The following is an 18,788-nucleotide window of genomic DNA, read 5'->3' on the forward strand; positions in this document are numbered from 1 at the left end:
GTGCCTGCCGGGGCACTAGCTCGTGCCGGTGTGCGCGCTCAGATCGGAGAAGTTGACCGTCTCGGCGTCCACCAGGACCTGTCCGGCCTCCACGGCGGTGACCGACAGCTTGGGGAGCTGTACGGCGATCGGCAGGTTGGCCGGGACGATGTCCGCGCCGATGCAGATGCGCGGGGTGGACACGTTGATGAACGGGATGGTGATCGAGCCGGTGAGCCGGGTGACGTAGATGTCGACCTGCGGGATGTCGAGGTCCGTGTCGATCGTCTGGACCTGGCCGCCGGTCCTGAGCCGGAAGGCGTAGTTGTCGGCGACCAGCCGGTCCGCGTGCACCCACAGGACCTTCATCCGGCCGCCGTCGGCCGTCGCGAGGTAGGTCGCGCCGTGGATGATCGCCCCGTAGGCGGTCAGGCTGTCGGCGCCGACCTCCGGGTACACCTTGTTGACCGGGTACGTGGCCCGGGGGCGGCCCGGCTGCGCGCCGATGACGACGGGCGGGCGCAGGGCCGTGAGGTCGCCGGAGTCGGTGGGCATCCTGCCCGGCTCCGCCGCCGGGATGCCGGGGTCCGGCAGGCCGCCGGTGTCCACTCCGGTGAGGCAGGGGAGGGTGACCTGGGTGCCTTTGGACGTGGCGCCGGGGGAGGGGCTGGCGGAGGGGGCGGGGGCGGACGTCCCTGACCCCGCCCCGGTGCCGGTGCCGGTGCCGGTGCCGGTCGGGGAGGGAGACGGTGACGGCGACGGCGACGGGGACGTCGTACCGCCCTGACCGGTGTCCCACGGCCAGCTGAACGTCGGCCACGGGAACGGGAAGAGACCGGTGCCCGGCTCGGCGGTGGCGGCACTGGCGGTGGCCGGGAGCATGGCCGCCGACAGCGCCGTGCTCAGGGCGAAGAGGACCGCACCCCGCGTCCGGGCCCGGCGCCCGGCGCTCCGGGCCGGGCGGCCCCCGCCGGACGCCGCGGCGGCGGCACGGCCCTCATCCCCTTTTGGGAGGCGGTGCCTTCCTTCCGCCGCCGCGGTCGCCGTGCCCGTGCCCGTACCGGTCGCCGCGGTCGCCGCCGCGGCGGTCGTCGCGGGCACCTCACCGGCGGGTGCCGCCGCCCCGCCGTTCGCCGTCTCCGCGTCCGGGCCGGTCTCCTCCCCCAACGCGTGTCCGGGCTTCGGCAGCCACCCGAACGCCATCGACGACCCCACCAGCCCCGCCATCATGCCCATGCCGAAGCCGCCGAGGTTCGTCGTCGCCATGGACGTCAGCGATGCGACGGCGGTGACGATCGACACGAACATCCGCTGTTCGGGCTTGACGAGGAAGAAGACCCCGCCCGCGACGAGGACGACGCTGATGCCGACGGCCGACATGGCGCCCACCCCGACCTTGATCATCAGCGGCAGCGGGGCGAGCGGGATGGCGACCATCTCCACACCGCCCGCGATCACCCACACCGCGGCCCAGAACGGCCGTGTCCTGCGCCAGCCGCGCAGGGCGCGCCGCAGCCGGGGCGCGGGCAGGATCCGGTCGAGCCAGGCACCGGTCTCCCGGGCGAGCTCCGACAGGAAGCCGGCAACGAATCCGAACATGACCGAGTCCGTCCGTCTCTCGCAGTCCTCTCGTCGTCGCCGTCAGAAGCACTGCTTGCCGCTGCGGCTGAACTCGATGTCCAGCTTCTCCAGCGTCAGCGTGCCGCCGTTGGCCGAGTACGCGGTGCTGTGCACGTCGTGCGCGGTCGCGGTGTCCGCCTGGACGCCGAACGTGCCCTTCGGCCCGGTCACCCCGGGCGCGCCGTCCAGGGTCGACGCGTCCCGGCCGGCCTGGACGCCGGTGACCTTGCCGCCGCCGCTGGTGAGGGCGTCGGCGTTCACCACGAGGTTGCTGCCCGCGAGCGGCTTGTCGGCGCCCGAGTGCACCAGCATGGAGACCTCCCCGACCAGGGGCAGCTTCTGCCTGAGCGAGACGCAGGTGTTCGAGACGGTGCCGTTCTTGACGGCGGCCAGCAGGACCGGCTTGGCGTCGCTTGAGGAGCTGCCGATGGAGGACGGGAACGTGGACACGCCCTCGGCGGTGATCTCCGAGGCGGACACCTTGAACGCGGCGCCGGACACGGCGAACGACGCGGCGACCGCGCCTTCGGCCAGCGCGATCCCCAGGGCGCCCACGGCGGCTACGCAGGGGACGAAGAGCAGGGCGCTGCGCTTCCAGTACGTACGCCCTTCGCCGGAAGGGGTGGTGCCGTCATGTGCAGCTCTGTCCCTCATGTGGGGTTCCTTGTCGATAGTCCCGCTAGGGGGAGATAAGGGGGCATGCGGGGAGGGGTGGTGCCGTGCCGGATCCGGGGATTCCATCGGGAAGAGTCGAAGATACAAAAACTATTGACTTGTTTCACGCGCCACGTCAATACTCCGGACACGACGGAGAAACGGAGGCGTCATGACGGGCGTGCCGCACACGTCAGACGGATCGGTCAACCTGCCCCGCATGCCATTCGAGGACGCGTCGCCCAGGGCGGCGCACACCGCGCCGCACCCGGCCGAGGTCTCCGCGCCGGTCCCCTCGCAGATCCGCGCCCCCCGCCGGGGCGGGGCGGTCTGGCGCTACTTCGGTGACGCCCGCGCCACCTTCATGGCGCCCCAGCTGCTGCTCCTGCAGGTCTCGCACCCGGTGGTCGGGGCGGGGGTCGCGGACCACAGCGCCTTCCGCGCCGACCCCTGGGGCCGCCTGATCCGCACCCTGCTCTCGCTCACCACGGTCGTCTACGGAGGCCAGCGGGCCGCCACCGCCGAGGCCCGCCGCCTCATCCATGTGCACGCCCCGATGAAGGGCACCGACTCCGAGGGCCGCCGCTACCACGCCCTCAACCCGGAGGCGTACCACTGGGTGCACGCGACCCTCGTCAAGGGCCCCGTCGACGCGCAGCGCCTGTTCGGCAAGGGCATGTCGGACACCGAACTGGCCTCGTACTACCGGGGAATGCGAGACGTCGGCCGCGTGTGGGGCCTGAAGGAACATCACCTTCCGCCGGACTGGCCGTCGTTCACCGAGTACTACGACGACATGGTGGCCAACCGCCTGGAGCACAACCAGTCGGTGCAGGACGTCCTCGACGAACTGAGCCACCCCGCGAAGCCGTACCGCTGGATACCCGGCTTCCTCTGGACGCCCCTGGCGCGGCTCGCGGCGCACTACGCGCTGCTGGTCACCGTCGGCACCCTGCCGCCGGTCCTGCGTGAACGGCTGCACCTGGACTGGAGCGGACGCCAGGAACGCGCCCTGCGCCGCTTCGCCCGCCTGGTGCGCATCCTGACGGCTCTCGTCCCGCCGCCGTTCAGGATCGCCACATCCCTTCTCATCGCCTACTGGGCGACCCACCGGCCGGGCACCGACCCGGCCGAACGGCGCCCTCTCGGAGCGTGGTGACATGACCGCCGAGCCCGCACGTACCCACACCGGCCCGGACGCCGGCGCCCGCACGGACGCCGCCGACGGCACCCGCGGCGGACGTGACAGCACAGGCTCCCGCCCCGCACCCGACGGCACCGGCACGGCCGTCCGGCACGCGGACGACCCCGTCCCCTTCGCGCCCGGCTCCCTCCTCTGGGACATCGCCGGCGACGTCCGCCTGTTCTTCTCCCTCCCCGCCGCCGTACTCCTCCAGGTCGCCCACCCGGCCGTCGGAGCCGGTGTCGACGAGCACTCCGTCTTCCGCACCGACCCCTGGGGCCGCGCCCAGCGCTCCCTGGAATCACTCCAGTTGTGGGTCTACGGCGGACAGCGGGCCATCGAGGAGGGCCGCAGGCTCCGCACGGTGCACAAGACCATCAGCGGCAAGGACACCCACGGCCGCGCCTACCACGCGCTGACCCCGTCCTACTACGCCTGGGTGCACGCCACCGCCTTCCCGTCCTTCCTCCAGGCCGCCCACTACCTCTCCCGCCCCCTCGACGCCGCCGAACAACGCCGTCTCTACGACGAGTTGCTGCGGCTCGGGGACATCCTCGGCATCAACCGGCGCGACATGCCGGCCACGGTCGAGGAGTACTGGCCGTACTTCGACGCCATGCTCCACGAGGAACTGGAGAAGACGGTCGTCGTGTCCGAACTGCTCGACCCGCGGCGGCCGATCCCGCCGCCCGACGGCGCGTCCCGCCGGCTGCGGGCCCTGTGGCCCGTCATCCACCCGCCCCTCGCGCGGCTGCACGTCTTCGTCACCACCGGCCTGCTCCCGCCCGTCGCCCGCGAGCACTTCGGCCTGGCCTGGACCGACCGGGACGAGCGCCGGCTGCGCCGCTTCGGCGCCGTCGTACGCACCGTCGTCCCCCGGCTCCCCGAACGCCTGCGCTACCTCCCGCTCGCCTACGAGGCCCGCCGCGCCGCGTCCCGCGCGTGACGTCGAGCCCCGCCTGCCGCCCGTGTGACGGAGTGGGGCCCAACGGCCCTGTCCCGCGCGGAGCGTGAGGCGGTTCACTGGGCGACGGCCCGGGTGGAGTCGTCTTCTCCTCCACCCGGGCCGTCGGCGGCAGAGCGCCCGGACAGCAGGTCCGTCAGATGCCCAGGACGCGAAGTGGACCGCCCGTTGCCCGAAGCCGGAACGGGCTCATCCGCGATCACCGGCGAATCAAGGCCAACCGTCAACAATTTACCGGCATGAACGTGCGCCGATTCGTTAGGCCATAAGTGGACACCTCCATTACGCCTCGGTACGGTCGAATTGAAGACGCCGCGCATGCGGGAATTCCCGTGAGCAGAGAAGTCGGCGTCTGAATCCACGATCCGGATGATGTCAGCACATCGCATCGATATACCGATGCGGTTCTCCGGTCCAAGTCGTGCACGTCATGGTTCGACCATCGACGAACATCCATGCTTGACGGTGTCGAAAGAGGAGATACCTATGCGCGCGAAGCGAACCCTCGCACTGGCGGCGAGCCCCTTGATCGCGGCCGCCGCCCTGGCCCTCGCACCTGCGGCCGTCGCACAGGCCGCGGACACCTCAGTGGTGACCGTCTCTCCCACACCGGCCCAGGGCACGCAGGACGGACGGCAGGCCGGGACGCTGGACGGACCGCTCTGCACCTACCACGGCGACAACTACAAGGCGCTGCTGAAGCCGACCGGGGACTCGCTGTACGTGGGCGCTTTCAACGATGCCTACGACGTCAACTACAAAGCCCGCTGCAACGAGGGGGGAGCGGGAGTAGGACCTACGCAGGCCCAGGGTACGCAGGACGGACGGACGGCCGGGACGCTGGACGGACCGCTCTGCACCTACCACGGCGACAACTACAAGGCGCTGCTGAAGCCGACCGGGAACTCGCTGTACGTGGGCGCTTTCAATGACGCCTACGACGTCAACTACAAAGCCCGCTGCAACCAGTAGAGCGCGTCGCGAGCGGGTGCTGCCGAACGCGGTCGGTTCCTGACCCGGCTTGCCCGTACTTCCTCCTTGCCCCGCCACGGCACACGGCCGTGGCGGGGCAAGCCCTGGGACGACCGTGTGCCGCCGGAGGGGACGTCCACCGTCACTGCACGATCACGGCCATGTTCCCGTAGGTGGCGTACGCGCCGGCGAACGAGGCCAGGGGGAGGGACAGCCTGCCCCGGGCGGGGTCGTTGACCGTCACGGTGCCGCCGGAGAATCCGGTGACGACGACGCTGTGCTCCGCGGGCCCGGCGTACGGGACGCGGGTCCCGTCATAGGCCGTGTAGGACGTGAGTGCCGCCCGGCGCCACAGGTAGTCGACCCAGACGATCGCCGGATGACCCTGCGTGACCTGGGATCGCAGCAGGTCCAGCGAGATGCCCTGCCCCGCCGCCGACACGCCGAGCCCGTAGGAGCGGGCCGCGGCCGCCACCGGCGGATGGTAGACGCCGAACCCGGTACCCGCGACCTCCGAACCGTTCGGGTCTCCCACGAAGGAGCGGAACGGGTCACCGGACAACGGCCCGGAGTCGCCGAACCGGTAGTGGACCCGGTCGACCCCGATCCGGTTCAGGATCTCCTGGTCCGTGGCCCGGACACCGCGCGCGGCGAGGACCATGCGCAGGGCCGTCGCCTCGCAGTCGTTGCGCAATTGCATGCCGTAGAGGGGGACGTCACTCGATGACACGGCCGAGCGCGGCCGGGTCGGAGACTGGGCGGGGTGCGCCGGGTTCCCCGGCGCGGAGAGGGCCGGCGAGGTCTGCCGCGACGGCACGCCGTCGGGGGCCAGCGCCAGGGCCGGGGTGCCCTGCGCCAGGAGCACGGTGCCGAGAGCCAGGCCGCAGGCCGTCATCCGGGCGGTCTGCGGGCCGGGGGGTATTCGGAGCGTCGGACTCTTCGACGGCTTTGTCCGCATGAGGTCGTCCTCCTTGGGACTGCTACCCCGAGTCACTTGCCACCACTTTATGTGACGTCGCCGTGCCGGGCCCGCGCTCGTGCGCCGTACGGGCGAAACACCGCTCGGCAGGGCGTCCGGTCCCTTTCGCCGCCCGGCCACCGCGGGGCTTCCGCACGGTTCGGCGGGTCTGGGACCGCGGTCTCAGCCGGCCTGGCCGAACGCCTTCAGGATCTGTTCCGCCGCGCGGGTCGCCGTCAGCCGGCCCTCCCGTACGGCCGCTTCGAGGTCCGGCGTCAGCTCCCGTACCGCCGGGTCGGAGCGCAGCCGGGTCAGCAGTTCGTCGTGGACCATCGACCAGGTCCAGCCGACCTGCTGGTCGCGCCGCTTCGCGGCGAGCCGTCCCGTGGAGTCCAGCAGGGAGCGGTGCTGTTCCAGGCGCTCCCAGACGACTTCGAGGCCGGTCGACTCGCGGGCGCTGCAACTGAGCACCGGAGGCGCCCAGAAGGGGTCCTTGCCGTGCATCAGCCGCAGCGCGCCCGACAGTTCACGGGCGGCGGCCTTCGCGTCGCGCTCGTGCGGGCCGTCCGCCTTGTTGACGGCGATCACGTCGGCCAGCTCCAGCACCCCCTTCTTGATGCCCTGGAGCTGGTCCCCGGTGCGGGCCAGGGTGAGCAGCAGGAAGGAGTCCACCATGCCGGCGACCGCCGTCTCCGACTGGCCGACGCCGACCGTCTCCACCAGGATCACGTCGTACCCGGCCGCCTCCATCACCACCATGGACTCCCGGGTGGCCTTGGCGACCCCGCCCAGCGTGCCCGCGCTCGGGGACGGCCGGACGAAGGCCGCGGGGTCCACCGCCAGGCGCTCCATCCGGGTCTTGTCACCCAGGATGGAGCCTCCGGTACGGGTCGAGGACGGGTCGACGGCGAGCACCGCCACCCGGTGGCCCAGCGAGGTCAGCAGCGTGCCGAACGCGTCGATGAACGTCGACTTGCCCACGCCCGGCACCCCGCTGACACCGATGCGCCGCGCCCGGCCGCTGTGCGGGAGCAGCTCGGTGAGTACCTCCTGCGCCAGCACCCGGTGCTGCGGCCGGGTGGACTCGACGAGCGTGACGGCGCGGGCCACGACCGCCCGCCTCCCGTCGAGCACACCCTTCACGTACGCGTCCCGGTCCATCGCTGCCACGGGGATCCTAGAGCTCGTGGCCGAGGCCGGCCGCAAGACGTTTCACCAGGTCGTACGCCGCGTCCGGGATCACCGTCCCGGGCGGGAACACGGCCGTGGCGCCCATCTCCAGCAGCGTCGGCACGTCCTGCGGCGGGATCACCCCGCCGACCACGATCATGATGTCCTCCCGGCCCTCCTCGGCGAGCTGCTCGCGCAGTGCCGGTACGAGGGTGAGGTGCCCGGCGGCCAGCGAGGACACGCCGACCACATGGACGTCGGCCTCCACCGCCTGCCGGGCGACCTCCTGCGGGGTCTGGAACAGCGGGCCGACGTCGACGTCGAAGCCGAGGTCGGCGAAGGCGGTCGCGATCACCTTCTGGCCGCGGTCGTGGCCGTCCTGCCCCATCTTCGCGACCAGGATGCGCGGACGGCGCCCCTCGGCCTCGTCGAAGGCGTCCACCAGGGCCCGGGTGCGGTCCACGTCCGGGGACTCTCCTGCCTCGTTGCGGTACACGCCGGAGATCGTACGGATCTGGCTCGCGTGCCGGCCGTAGACCTTCTCCAGGGCGTCGGAGATCTCGCCGACGGTCGCCTTGGCGCGGGCCGCGCGCACCGCGAGCTCCAGCAGGTTGCCGTCGCCGTCCGCCGCCCGGGTCAGCGCGTCCAGCGCGTCCCGGCAGGCGCCCTCGTCGCGCTCCGCGCGCAGCCGCCGCAGCTTCTCGATCTGCTGCGCGCGCACCGAGGAGTTGTCGACCTTGAGGACGTCGATCTGCTCGTCGCTGTCCACCAGGTACTTGTTGACCCCGATCACCGGCTGCCGCCCGGAGTCGATCCGGGCCTGGGTGCGGGCCGCCGCCTCCTCCACCCGCAGCTTGGGGATGCCGGCGTCGATGGCCTGCGCCATGCCGCCCGCCTCCTCGACCTCCTGGATGTGCGCCCAGGCGCGGCGCGCGAGGTCGTGGGTGAGCCTCTCGACGTAGGCGCTGCCGCCCCACGGGTCGATGACCCGGGTGGTGCCCGACTCCTGCTGGATGAGGAGCTGGGTGTTGCGGGCGATGCGCGCCGAGAAGTCGGTGGGCAGGGCGAGGGCCTCGTCGAGGGCGTTGGTGTGCAGCGACTGGGTGTGGCCCTGCGTCGCGGCCATCGCCTCGACACAGGTGCGCGTCACGTTGTTGAACACGTCCTGCGCGGTCAGCGACCAGCCCGACGTCTGCGAATGGGTGCGCAGGGAGAGCGACTTGGTGTTCTCCGGCTCGAACTGGGCGACCAGCTTCGCCCACAGCAGCCGGGCCGCCCGCAGCTTGGCGATCTCCATGAAGAAGTTCATGCCGATCGCCCAGAAGAAGGACAGCCGCGGCGCGAACGCGTCGACGTCCAGGCCGGCTTCGCGCCCCGCCCGGATGTACTCCACTCCGTCCGCCAGGGTGTAGGCCAACTCCAGATCGGCCGTCGCGCCCGCCTCCTGGATGTGGTACCCGGAGATCGAGATGGAGTTGTAGCGCGGCATCCGCTGCGAGGTGTACGCGAAGATGTCGGAGATGATCCGCATCGACGGCTTCGGCGGATAGATGTACGTGTTGCGGACCATGAACTCCTTGAGGATGTCGTTCTGGATGGTCCCCGCCAGCTTCTCCGGCGGCACGCCCTGCTCCTCCGCCGCCACGATGTACAGCGCCAGCACCGGCAGCACGGCACCGTTCATCGTCATCGACACGGTCATCCGGTCGAGGGGGATCCCGTCGAACAGCTGGCGCATGTCGTAGATCGAGTCGATCGCCACGCCCGCCATGCCGACGTCACCGGTCACCCGCGGGTGGTCGGAGTCGTAACCCCGGTGCGTGGGAAGGTCGAACGCGACCGACAGACCCTTCTGCCCGGCGGCCAGGTTGCGCCGGTAGAACGCGTTGGACTCCTCGGCGGTGGAGAAGCCCGCGTACTGGCGGATCGTCCAGGGCTGGTTGACGTACATCGTCGGGTAAGGGCCGCGCAGATACGGCGCGATGCCCGGGTAGGTGCCCAGGAAGTCCAGGCCCTCCAGGTCACGGCCGGTGTAGAGCGGCTTGACGGCGATGCCCTCGGGCGTCTCCCACAGCGGCTCCCCGGAGCCGGTGGCCGCCTCGAGGGCCGTGTGCCAGGCGTCCGCGCCGCCCTCGGCGGCCGGGGTCCCCAGGCCGATCCCGGAGAAGTCGGGGATTCCCATCAGGACACTCCCATGCGGTCGAGGGTCGCGGACAGCACGGCCACGGCGTCGCAGCCCGCGAAGACGTACGCGTCGACCGTCGGGTACCCGGCCGGGCGGCCCGCGAGGAACACCTGCGCCGCACCGGCCGACTTGAGCGCCGCGGCGGTCTGCTCGGCCTGCTCCCCGTACAGCGCGTCGCTGGAGCACAGGACGGCCTCGGTGGCGCCGCTGTCCTCGAACCGGCCGTCGGTGACCGGCTCGATGCCGCCCGCCCGGAAGAGGTTCGCGGCGAACGTGACCCGCGCGGTGTACGCGGCGGCCGGTCCCAGCGTGGCCAGGAAGACCCGGGGACGGCTGCCCGTCGCCGCGAGATGGGCGTCGGAGCGGGCCCGCAGCGCCTCGAACGCCTCGTCGCGCCGCACCCGGGGCAGCCCGCCGGACGGCGGTGCGGGCGCCGGCTCGCGCGTCATGGGCTTCTCCGCCGGATCCGGGAACTCGCTGACCCCGGTGACCGGTTCGCGCCGGGTGGCGAGCCTCGCGCTGCGCGCCTGCCAGGTCTCGGCCAGGTCCTCGCCGAGCCGGCCGGAGCGCAGTACGGCCGCCTGGCCGCCGTCCCGTTCGATCCCGCGGAAGAACTCCCAGGCCGCGTGGGCGAGTTCGTCGGTCAGCCGCTCCACGTACCAGGAGCCGCCCGCCGGGTCGATCACCCGCGCCAGATGGGACTCCTCGATCAGGATCGCCGAGGTGTTGCGGGCGATACGGCGCGCGAACGCGTCCGGCAGGCCCAGCGCGTGGTCGAACGGCAGCACCGTCACGGAGTCGGCGCCGCCGACCCCGGCGGCCAGGGTGGCGACCGTGGTGCGCAGCATGTTCACCCAGGGGTCGCGCCTCGACATCATCACCGGGGACGTCACCACGTGCTGGAGCTGGGCGCCCGCGCCCTTCGCGCCGCTCACCTCGGCGACCCGCGCCCACAGCCGCCGGGCGGCGCGCAGCTTGGCCACGGTGAGGAACTGGTCGGCGGTGGCGGCGTAGCGGAACTCCAGCTGGCCGAGGGCCTGTTCCACCGGCAGCCCGGCCTCGGTCAGCGCGCGCAGATAGGCGACGCCGGTGGCGAGGGAGGCGCCCAGCTCCTGCGCGGCCGAGCCGCCCGCCTCGTGGTAGGGCAGCGCGTCCACCGTGAGGGCCCGCAGTCCCGGGTACCCCTCGGCGCAGCGCAGGGCGAGTGCGGCGGCCGGGGCGAGGCCGAGCGCCTCGCCGGTGCGGGCCTCGTGGGCGAGCGGGTCGGCGCCGAGGTTGCCCCGGGCCTCCTTCGCGGCGACCCCGCGCTCCTCGTGGACGCGCCACAGCTCGCGGGCGGCGGCCTCGGCCTCGGCACCCGGGTCGAGGACGACCGGGGCCAGGTCGAGGTGCACGCCCTCCAGGACGGCGCCCAGCGAGGTGACGGGGATCCCGCCGTCGCCGGTGACCAGCCACAGGGAGGTCGCGCCGTTCTCGAGGTCCGTGAGGACCGCGCCGCCCCGTGCCGCCGTGTGGCGCTGGCGCACGTCCCAGCCGCCGGTGAGGTTCCCCTCGGCACGGCCGCCCCGTACGTACGGGGCGAAGCCGGGGAAGCCCGGGTCGGGCACGGGGCCGCGTCCGGTGCCGTCGTCGGGATCGTTCGCGGTGTAGAGGGGCCGGGTGCGCAGCCCGTCCTCCAGCGTCGTGGACAGGGCCTCCTCTGCGGCCGTGCCGGAGACTTCCTTGCCCGACTTGCGCAGTACACCCTCGACGAGGCGTTGCCACTGCTCATGTGTCGCGTCAGGGAACTCGGCGGCCAGGGAGAGCCCGTTCTCAGGCAAGACCGTCATGCTCGGATGCTAGGTGCGCGGACTAAAGCCGGGGCGGTACGGAGCCTGTGACCTTGCCCTCGCCGGGGTTGTGACGTGGGCCTCCCGGAGCGCGCGCCGCGGGTTGCGCGGCACGGTGTCAGTGCTCCACGAGTCCGGGCAGCAGACCGTGGACCGCCTCGCGCTGAGCGGGGCCGACGAACTGCTCCACCGCCCGTTTGACGGTCTCGGCGAGCGTCCCGGAGGCGTCCGAGAGCAGCTCGCGGGCCTTGCCGGTGAGGGCGACCTCCACACCGCGCCGGTCCCCGGAGACCGCCTTGCGGGTGACGAGTCCGGCGTGCTGGAGACAGGCGATCTGATACGTCAGCCGGGTCTTGGGACGGCCCAGCAGCTCCGCGATCCGCGTCATGCGCAGACCGTCGGCGGGCTGCTCGGCCAGCAGGCACAGCACCAGGAACTCGTCGTGCGAGACGCCCAGGGCCCCCTTGACCACGGACCGCAGCTCCTGCTCCACCGCCCCGGTCGCCGCCGTGAGGATCATCCAGGCGCGCAGCTCCGCCGGGAGCAGTCCGCCGCCCTGCGCGGAAGGGCACCCGGGCTGGTCGGCGGCGGGTTCTGCGGGCTCGGCCATGGGGTGAGTCTACCGCGTTGTCCATTTTTGAATGAGGCGCCACCGGGGGGTTGTCCACATTTGGATGACCGGCTAGCTTGAGGTCATTCAAATTTGGATGATCTGATCCTGGGGAGTGGAACGACCATGACCACCGCTGTGGAGACCGGGCCGTGGCAGCTCGATCCGACCGCCTCGACCGTTGTCGTGCGCCACCGGACCATGTGGGGGCTGGTGACCGTGAAGGTCCGCTTCGGCACCGTCGCGGGCCGCGGCGAGGTCCTGGCCGACGGCACCGCCACCGGTACGGTGACCGTCGCGGCGGACTCCCTGGACAGCCGGAACGGCGGGCGCGACAAGCACCTGCGCTCCGCCGACTTCCTCGACACCGGGACGCATCCGGAGATCGTCCTCACGGTGCGCGGCGCCGGGCCGCTCGCCGCCGACGGCACGGTCCCGGTGAGCGGCGAGCTGACGGTGCGCGGCGTCGCACAGCCGCAGGACCTCGTCGCGCGCGTCACCGGGGCGGAGGACGGGGCGGTCACCCTGGAGACCGAGTTCACCGTGGACCGGGAGCGGTTCGGGATGACCTGGAACCAGCTGGGGATGGTGCGCGGCCCGGCCACGGTCGTCGCCACGCTGAGGTTCACCCGCACGGAGGCGTGACCGGCCCGCCGACGGTGGCGGACCGGGCGACGGCTTACCGGCCGGCGACTTACCGGGCGGCGACGGACCGGCCGGCGGCGGGTCGCCGATGACGGCGGCGGCGAACGGGCCGGGAGGCCGCCCGGGGCCCGCCCGCCGCCGCGTACGGCCGCCTACCGCCGCTGGGGCAGCCGTACGTCCGAGGTCGACAGCGTCTGCGGGGCCGCCGTGAACGCCCGTACCCGGATCCCCACGCCCTTGTGCGGCAGGTCCCACCGCCCCGACACCGGCCGGAGCTCGACGTGCGCCGTGCTGTGCGCCGCCAGCGTGGCCGGACCCCTGACCAGGTCCCAGAACCTGCCCATCCCCTGACCTGCCGTGATCATGAAGTGCGGGGTGAGGGCGCTGTTGCCGGCGTTGGTGACTTCGAGGGTCACCCGGGACAGGGCGGTCGCCGAGGCGTGTCCGGCCGCGAGGACCCGCATCCGCAGCGGGGGAGTGCCCGTGACGGCCAGCGCCGCGCTCACCAGCGCCGGTGCCACCAGCAGCGCCGACACGGCCGCCAGGGCCGTACGCCGGTGCGCACCGGTGAACGGGCGCGGCCGCGGCTGCCAGGCACCGGCGAACTCGGCGGCGGGCGCGGTGACGGCCGCGGCCAGCCACAGCGGGGTCATCAGTATGTAGTAGCCGTCCTGCGACCGGGTCGCCAGGAAGAAGGCGAGCCAGGGCAGCACGGTCGCCGCCGGGCCCAGCCGCCGCACGAACAGGACGAGCAGCGCCAGCAGGGCGGCCGCGAGCAGCAGGCTGGCGTGTCCGTACCAGTCGACCCGGTCGCTGCCGTGCGTCAGGTACAGCGACACGCCGACCAGGCCCTGGCCGTGCAGCACGGCGCCCTGCGTCAGCGGCAACGCGATGCCGGTCAGCCACGCGCCCGGCTCGTGGGCGATGAAGTAGGCGTTGACCAGCAGCCACGCCAGGGCGGCGATCCCGGTGAACCGGAGCACCACGTACGCCGCCTGCCGGGCGCCGAGTTCGCCGCGGCGCACCGCGTGGACACCGGCGATCAGGAAGGGCGCGACGAACCAGGGCAGCTGCTGCGCGGCGCAGGCCAGACCCAGGCACACGGCCCGTGCGACACCCGGCGCGCCGAGCCGCCCGCCCCGCCCGATGCGGGGGAAGCGCACCACCACGGGGATGAGCAGGGCCAGACCGAGGATCGCCGGGTAGCCCTGGCGGGCGTAGCCCGGCAGGAAGGAGAAGCCGAGACAGGCCATGGTCGCCGCCGGCCGCCAGGGCGCCGGCAGCATCCGCCACAGCACGACCGTGCCGGTGAGCAGCGCGCCCGTGGCGACCGCCGTCGCGGGGCTGCCGCCGTGGCGCAGCCACAGCAGGGGTGCGGCGAGCAGCATGGCGAGCGGGGGATAGCCGTAGGTGTAGTCGTAGCCGCCGGTCACCGTCTGGGTGAGCGCGACGCCCTTCTGGGCGAACAGGAACGGCCACGGTTGCCCGTAGGCCGCGTGCCCGGCGACGAGTTCCCTGGCGGCCTGGGTGGTGAGCACGGCCTCGTCGCCGCCGTTGTGCGACATCACCCAGCCGGAGAGGACGAGTGTCACCGCCGTGACCAGGACGATCAGGTCCAGCCGGACCAGCGAGCGTGTCCTGCGGACCGTCAGTGCGAGGACACCGCACACCAGGATCGAGGCGTAGCAGAGGGAGATGAGGGCGGCCAGGGCCGGACGGTGGGTGGCGGCCGAGGTCCAGATCGTGCGGGTGCCGATGAAGAGGCTCACATCGGCCAGCAGGGTCAGGACCCGATGCCACTGCGCGGGGGGTTCCGGGGCGGACACCGCCGACTGTGTCCGCCGACCGGGTGCCACCCGCTGAATTTCTGCCAAGTGCACGACACCTGAAGGTAGTCGGGGCCGGTGAGGGGGGCGCCGACGGACGTGAAGAGTCCGGTGTGAGCGCGGTAAGAACCACCGGAAAAGTAGCAGATCGCCGCAAAGGCCACCACTAGGGTGGCGCACCGTGTCGGTGTTGGGCCGATCGGGTGACTTGACGTAAGAATTGCCCGGTGCAGGCAACAGAAGCGAGTCAGGTCGGGGGAAACCGGTGAACCGTCGCGACGTCACCGACGAACAGTGGGAAGGGCTCGCCCAGGTCGTACCGCTGCGCGGTCGGGACGCCTGGCCGTCCGCGGTGGGCCACCGGGCGCTGCCGGACGCCGAGACGGCGGCCCGGCGCCGCTTCGTCGTCCTGCGGGTCAACGTCTTCGCGGACGCGCGCGAGGTCGCCGAGACCCTGATGTCGGGCATCCCCGTGCTGCTCGACCTGACCGGCGCCGAGGGCGACGTGGCCAAACGCGTCCTGGACTTCAGCACAGGCGTCGTCTTCGGCCTGTCCAGCGGGATGCACCGGGTCGACCGCAACGTCTTCCTGCTGACCCCGCCCGGCACCGAGGTCAGCGGACTGATGGCAGGCGCGGGACTGCCCACGGGCTGACGGCCGGGACGGGCCGCGCGGGCCGCGCGGGGCGCGCGGCCCGTGCGGGGTGTCGCGGCCGGCGGGGTCGTGAAGGGGCGGTGCCGGGGCGCTCGGTGCCGGAGCGTCAACTCCGGCTGTCCCCCGCAGGCGGGAACGCCGGGCCGGAGGAACGATTCCGCCCGCGGGGAGGCCGTACGGTCCGCACATGACCGTGCCCCACGCGGCACCGGCCGGTGCCCTCGCGCTCCCTTCCACCCCGTCCCCCGCCCCGGAACCACCGTCGCGGTCCGTCGCCGGACCGGGCGGCCACGGCGGCCCGGGACTCTCCGCAGGATCCCGGCCGCACGTCAGCGAGCTGCATCTCGCCGCGTTCGCCGGACACCGGCGGGCCGGGTTCCCGCTCGGGCCGGTCACCCTGTTCGCCGGACCCAGCGGGTGCGGCAAGACCAGCGCGCTCAGGGCCTACGAGGCCCTCGCACGGCTCGGCGGCGGCGCCATCCTCGGCGAGGTGTTCCCGGACGCCGCCGCCTGCGTACCGGAACGCGTCGGACCCGACGCGCAGCGCCGCCGCGGCTTCCGTATCGGCTGCACCGCCGACGGCCCCGCCGGACCCGTCCGGCTGGACGTCGCCGTCCAGGCCGAACCCGTGCTGCGCATCGTCGGCGAACGGCTCACGTCCGGCGGGCTCGTCCTCCTGGAGACCGCCCCGCGCGACCCGGCGCGGCCCGTCGTGCACGCCGTGTGCCACGCCGCGCCCGAGCCGGTGACCCGCGCGCCCCTGCCCGACGACCGGCTCGCCACCGCGCTGCTGCCGCTGCGCGTCGCCGGGACGTCGCGCGGCCAGCGCCATGTCCTCGCCGCCGCCGAGCAGATGCTGGTCGCCCTGCGGTCCGTCTTCGCCTGCCGGCCGCGTCCCGGCCGGATGCGCACCCCCGCCCCGCTCGGCTCCGGGCGGCTGCTGCACGACTGCGCCAACCTCGCCGACGTACTGCGCCGCACCCGCACGGAATGCGCCCAGCGGCACGCCCAGCTCGTCGCCGCGGTCCGCGAGGGGTGCTCGGGCCATGTCGCCGACCTGTTCGCCGAGCCGCTGCCCGACGGGACGGTACGGGCGCTCCTCGACCGCGGCGACGGCTGCCGTACGGACCTCGGACGGCTCGGCCACGGCGAACTGCGCTACGTCGCCGTCGCCCTGGTGCTGCTCACCGGGCCCGGCGTCCTGGAGGTCGACCCGGCCGGTGAGGTGCCCGCCGCCCTCCAGACGCTCACCGTCCTCGTCGACGGATTCGACCTGGGCCTCGACCCCGGGCAGCGCGTCCGGCTGCTGCGGCTCGCGGCACGCATGGGCCGGCGTGGCCACATCCGCTGTGTCGGCGCGGTGAGCGACGCCTCCTGGGTGACCCGGGCCGCGGGGGTCACCGGGGTCACGGTGGTACACCTGGACGCGTGAACCGAGACCCCGGGCGGCAGCTGGACGTGCCGCGACTGCAGCGCAGGCTGGCCGAGTTCGCCGCCGCGCGGAACTGGCAGCCCTACCACACCCCGAAGAACCTCGTCGCCGCGCTCAGCGTGGAGGCGTCCGAACTGGTCGAGATCTTCCAGTGGCTGACGCCCGAGGAGTCCGCCGACGTGATGGCCGACCCCGGCACCGCGCACCGCGTCCGGGACGAGGTGGCCGACGTGCTGGCGTATCTGCTCCAGCTGTGCGAGGTGCTCGGCGTCGATCCGCTGGCGGCGCTGGACGCGAAGATCGACCGTAACGAGCTGCGGTTCCCGGTGGCCGGGGAGCGGCCGTTCCCGGCGCCCGACGGTGAGTCGGACAATGCGTCCGGCGGTGAGTGAACAACCGGCGTCCGCGGGGAGGACGGCGAGGAGCCACACCATCCGCTTTCACTCTCCGGAGTCAAAATGGGCCCGTAAATCGATTTGCTGTCCACAGATTTCCGTCTTCCTCTGGCTTTTCGTCTCAAGGACCCTCACTCTGGGTAGTGGACGCGCGAACCAGTGCGACGGGGACGGACGGGGACAGCGCATGGATGCGGTGCGGCTCATCGTGAAGAGCAGACGGGCCCTGGCGGGAAGCGGTGATGTGCCAGGGGTGATCAGGGAGGTGTGGCAGGCGCAGGCCCTCGCCCAGGCGATCGGCAGCCGCCTGGCGGTTTTCGGCCCGCCGGAACTGCGGGGCGAGGCCCTCAGACTGACCGAGCTGGCGGGGCGGGGATGCGGGGTGCTGGACGTCCCGCCGATCGGGACGGCCGACCTGCGGGCGGCCCGGCTGACCGAACTGGGCGACGCCCGGCAGGCGCTGCTGTGCCTCGCCGGACTGCTCGGGGAGGTGGGGATCGCCCTGGTGGGCGCGGGGTGCGCCGCCGGGGCGGAGGCGACGTACTGGCAGTGCATGGAGGCGACCGACGCGGCGGACGAGGCGCGGGACCGGGTGATGGACATGCTGCGCAAACTGGCGGACCGGGAGGCGGTGACGGAGGCCATGCCCGAGGCGGGATAGGAGGCGCGACAGGGGATGCGGCGAGGGACGTGTCAGGGGACCGTCCGGGACGGGCAGGGCCGCTGGAGATCACCGGGCGGGTCGAACATGTGCCCGGTGTCGGTGGGATGCAGGATGGGGGTATGGATCTCCGTATCTTCACCGAGCCCCAGCAGGGGGCCACGTACGACACGCTGCTCACCGTGGCGAAGGCCACCGAGGAGCTGGGCTTCGACGCCTTCTTCCGGTCCGACCACTACGTCCGCATGGGAGACGTCGACGGCCTGCCCGGGCCCACCGACGCCTGGATCACGCTCGCCGGGCTCGCCCGTGAGACCAGCCGTATCCGTCTCGGCACGCTCATGACGGCCGGCACCTTCCGGCTGCCCGGCGTGCTCGCCATCCAGGTCGCGCAGGTCGACCAGATGTCCGGCGGACGGGTCGAACTCGGCCTCGGCGCGGGATGGTTCGAGACGGAGCACACCGCCTACGGCATCCCGTTCCCCAAGGAGAAGTTCGGCCGGCTCGAGGAGCAGCTGGCCATCGTCACCGGGATGTGGCAGACCAAGATCGGCGACACCTTCGACTTCCACGGCACCTACTACGACCTCACCGACTCGCCCGCGCTCCCCAAGCCCGCCCAGGCGAAGGTCCCGGTCCTCGTCGGCGGTCACGGAGCCACCCGCACACCCCGCCTCGCGGCCCGTTACGCGGACGAGTTCAACATGCCTTTCAGTTCCGTCGAGGACAGCGCACGCCAGTTCGCCCGGGTGCGTGCCGCGGTGGAGGAGGCGGGGCGCGCCGCCGACGATCTCACCTACTCCAACGCCCTCATCGTCTGCGTCGGCAAGGACGACCAGGAGGTCGCCCGCCGCGCCGCCGTCATCGGCCGTGACCCCGACGAGCTCAGGGCGAACGGGCTGGCAGGGTCTCCGGCCGAGGTCGTGGACAAGATCGGGCGTTATGCCGAGATCGGCTGCCGGCGTGTCTACCTCCAGGTCCTCGACCTCCAGGACCTGGACCACCTGGAGCTGATCGCCGCTCAGGTGCAGTCCCAGCTGTCGTAGCAGG

The 18,788-nt window shown here is 72.7% G+C and carries 17 protein-coding genes; 9 read left to right on the forward strand and 8 right to left on the reverse strand.

Translation table 11 applies throughout. The features are described 5' to 3' along the window. Positions 1–15 precede the first annotated feature (15 nt). Complete coding sequence (locus tag ABZ862_RS00410) at positions 16–1,578, reverse strand: DUF6114 domain-containing protein (RefSeq protein WP_360949761.1); 1,563 nt, start codon at positions 1,576–1,578, stop codon at positions 16–18. A 42-nt stretch (positions 1,579–1,620) separates the two neighbouring features. Further along, the gene (locus ABZ862_RS00415) at positions 1,621–2,253 is read right to left on the reverse strand and encodes a DUF6230 family protein (protein WP_360949764.1); all 633 of its coding nucleotides are present in this window, start codon (positions 2,251–2,253) and stop codon (positions 1,621–1,623) included. Positions 2,254–2,473: 220 nt separating this feature from the next. Between ABZ862_RS00415 and ABZ862_RS00420 the strand changes: the two genes are divergently transcribed. The 3 genes from ABZ862_RS00420 to ABZ862_RS00430 all read left to right on the forward strand — a co-directional run bounded on the left by ABZ862_RS00420 (position 2,474) and on the right by ABZ862_RS00430 (position 5,372). Continuing rightward, positions 2,474–3,412: an oxygenase MpaB family protein gene (locus ABZ862_RS00420; protein ID WP_360949767.1), complete on the forward strand. Its 939-nt coding sequence runs from the start codon at positions 2,474–2,476 to the stop codon at positions 3,410–3,412. Position 3,413: 1 nt separating this feature from the next. Continuing rightward, positions 3,414–4,382, forward strand: a complete 969-nt coding sequence (locus ABZ862_RS00425; protein WP_360949770.1) for an oxygenase MpaB family protein — start codon at positions 3,414–3,416, stop codon at positions 4,380–4,382. Between the two features lie 504 nt (positions 4,383–4,886). Continuing rightward, positions 4,887–5,372 carry a hypothetical protein gene (locus ABZ862_RS00430; RefSeq protein WP_360949773.1) on the forward strand — a complete coding sequence of 162 codons (486 nt, stop codon included), beginning with the start codon at positions 4,887–4,889 and terminating at the stop codon, positions 5,370–5,372. A gap of 142 nt (positions 5,373–5,514) precedes the next feature. On the opposite strand, the gene ABZ862_RS00435 is transcribed toward ABZ862_RS00430, so the two are convergent. The 5 genes from ABZ862_RS00435 to ABZ862_RS00455 form a co-directional block, all read right to left on the reverse strand. Then, positions 5,515–6,330, reverse strand: coding sequence for a C39 family peptidase (locus ABZ862_RS00435; protein ID WP_360949776.1), 816 nt, complete (start codon positions 6,328–6,330; stop codon positions 5,515–5,517). A 183-nt stretch (positions 6,331–6,513) separates the two neighbouring features. Next, positions 6,514–7,500, reverse strand: coding sequence for a methylmalonyl Co-A mutase-associated GTPase MeaB (gene meaB / locus ABZ862_RS00440; protein WP_360949779.1), 987 nt, complete (start codon positions 7,498–7,500; stop codon positions 6,514–6,516). Positions 7,501–7,507: 7 nt separating this feature from the next. Next, complete coding sequence (gene scpA / locus ABZ862_RS00445; protein WP_360949782.1) at positions 7,508–9,682, reverse strand: methylmalonyl-CoA mutase; 2,175 nt, start codon at positions 9,680–9,682, stop codon at positions 7,508–7,510. Beyond that, positions 9,682–11,514 carry a methylmalonyl-CoA mutase family protein gene (locus ABZ862_RS00450; protein ID WP_360949785.1) on the reverse strand — a complete coding sequence of 611 codons (1,833 nt, stop codon included), beginning with the start codon at positions 11,512–11,514 and terminating at the stop codon, positions 9,682–9,684. Before ABZ862_RS00450 ends, scpA begins: the two co-directional genes overlap by 1 nt. Before the next feature lie 118 nt (positions 11,515–11,632). Continuing rightward, the gene (locus tag ABZ862_RS00455; protein WP_360949788.1) at positions 11,633–12,124 is read right to left on the reverse strand and encodes a MarR family transcriptional regulator; all 492 of its coding nucleotides are present in this window, start codon (positions 12,122–12,124) and stop codon (positions 11,633–11,635) included. 126 nt (positions 12,125–12,250) lie between these two features. Between ABZ862_RS00455 and ABZ862_RS00460 the strand changes: the two genes are divergently transcribed. Beyond that, positions 12,251–12,769, forward strand: coding sequence for a YceI family protein (locus tag ABZ862_RS00460; RefSeq protein ID WP_360949791.1), 519 nt, complete (start codon positions 12,251–12,253; stop codon positions 12,767–12,769). A 152-nt stretch (positions 12,770–12,921) separates the two neighbouring features. Here ABZ862_RS00460 and ABZ862_RS00465 read toward each other — a convergent pair whose 3' ends face one another. Then, entirely contained in the window at positions 12,922–14,595 is a 1,674-nt protein-coding gene (locus ABZ862_RS00465; RefSeq protein ID WP_360949794.1) for a hypothetical protein, read from the reverse strand. Between the two features lie 265 nt (positions 14,596–14,860). Here ABZ862_RS00465 and ABZ862_RS00470 point away from each other — a divergent pair, with 265 nt between their 5' ends. From ABZ862_RS00470 to ABZ862_RS00490, 5 genes are all read left to right on the forward strand, one after another. After that, positions 14,861–15,250, forward strand: a complete 390-nt coding sequence (locus ABZ862_RS00470) for a cell division protein SepF (RefSeq protein WP_360949797.1) — start codon at positions 14,861–14,863, stop codon at positions 15,248–15,250. 187 nt (positions 15,251–15,437) lie between these two features. Continuing rightward, entirely contained in the window at positions 15,438–16,682 is a 1,245-nt protein-coding gene (locus tag ABZ862_RS00475) for an ATP-binding protein (RefSeq protein ID WP_360949800.1), read from the forward strand. After that, positions 16,679–17,074, forward strand: coding sequence for a nucleotide pyrophosphohydrolase (locus ABZ862_RS00480; RefSeq protein WP_360949803.1), 396 nt, complete (start codon positions 16,679–16,681; stop codon positions 17,072–17,074). Before ABZ862_RS00475 ends, ABZ862_RS00480 begins: the two co-directional genes overlap by 4 nt. A 190-nt stretch (positions 17,075–17,264) precedes the next feature. Continuing rightward, a complete protein-coding gene (locus ABZ862_RS00485) occupies positions 17,265–17,738 on the forward strand; it encodes a DUF6099 family protein (RefSeq protein ID WP_360949806.1) in 474 nt (157 codons plus the stop codon). A gap of 122 nt (positions 17,739–17,860) precedes the next feature. Beyond that, positions 17,861–18,784, forward strand: a complete 924-nt coding sequence (locus ABZ862_RS00490; protein WP_360949809.1) for an LLM class F420-dependent oxidoreductase — start codon at positions 17,861–17,863, stop codon at positions 18,782–18,784. The last annotated feature ends 4 nt before the right edge of the window (positions 18,785–18,788 follow it).

This window comes from Streptomyces sp. NPDC047000 (assembly GCF_040644295.1).
Lineage (GTDB): Bacteria > Actinomycetota > Actinomycetes > Streptomycetales > Streptomycetaceae > Streptomyces.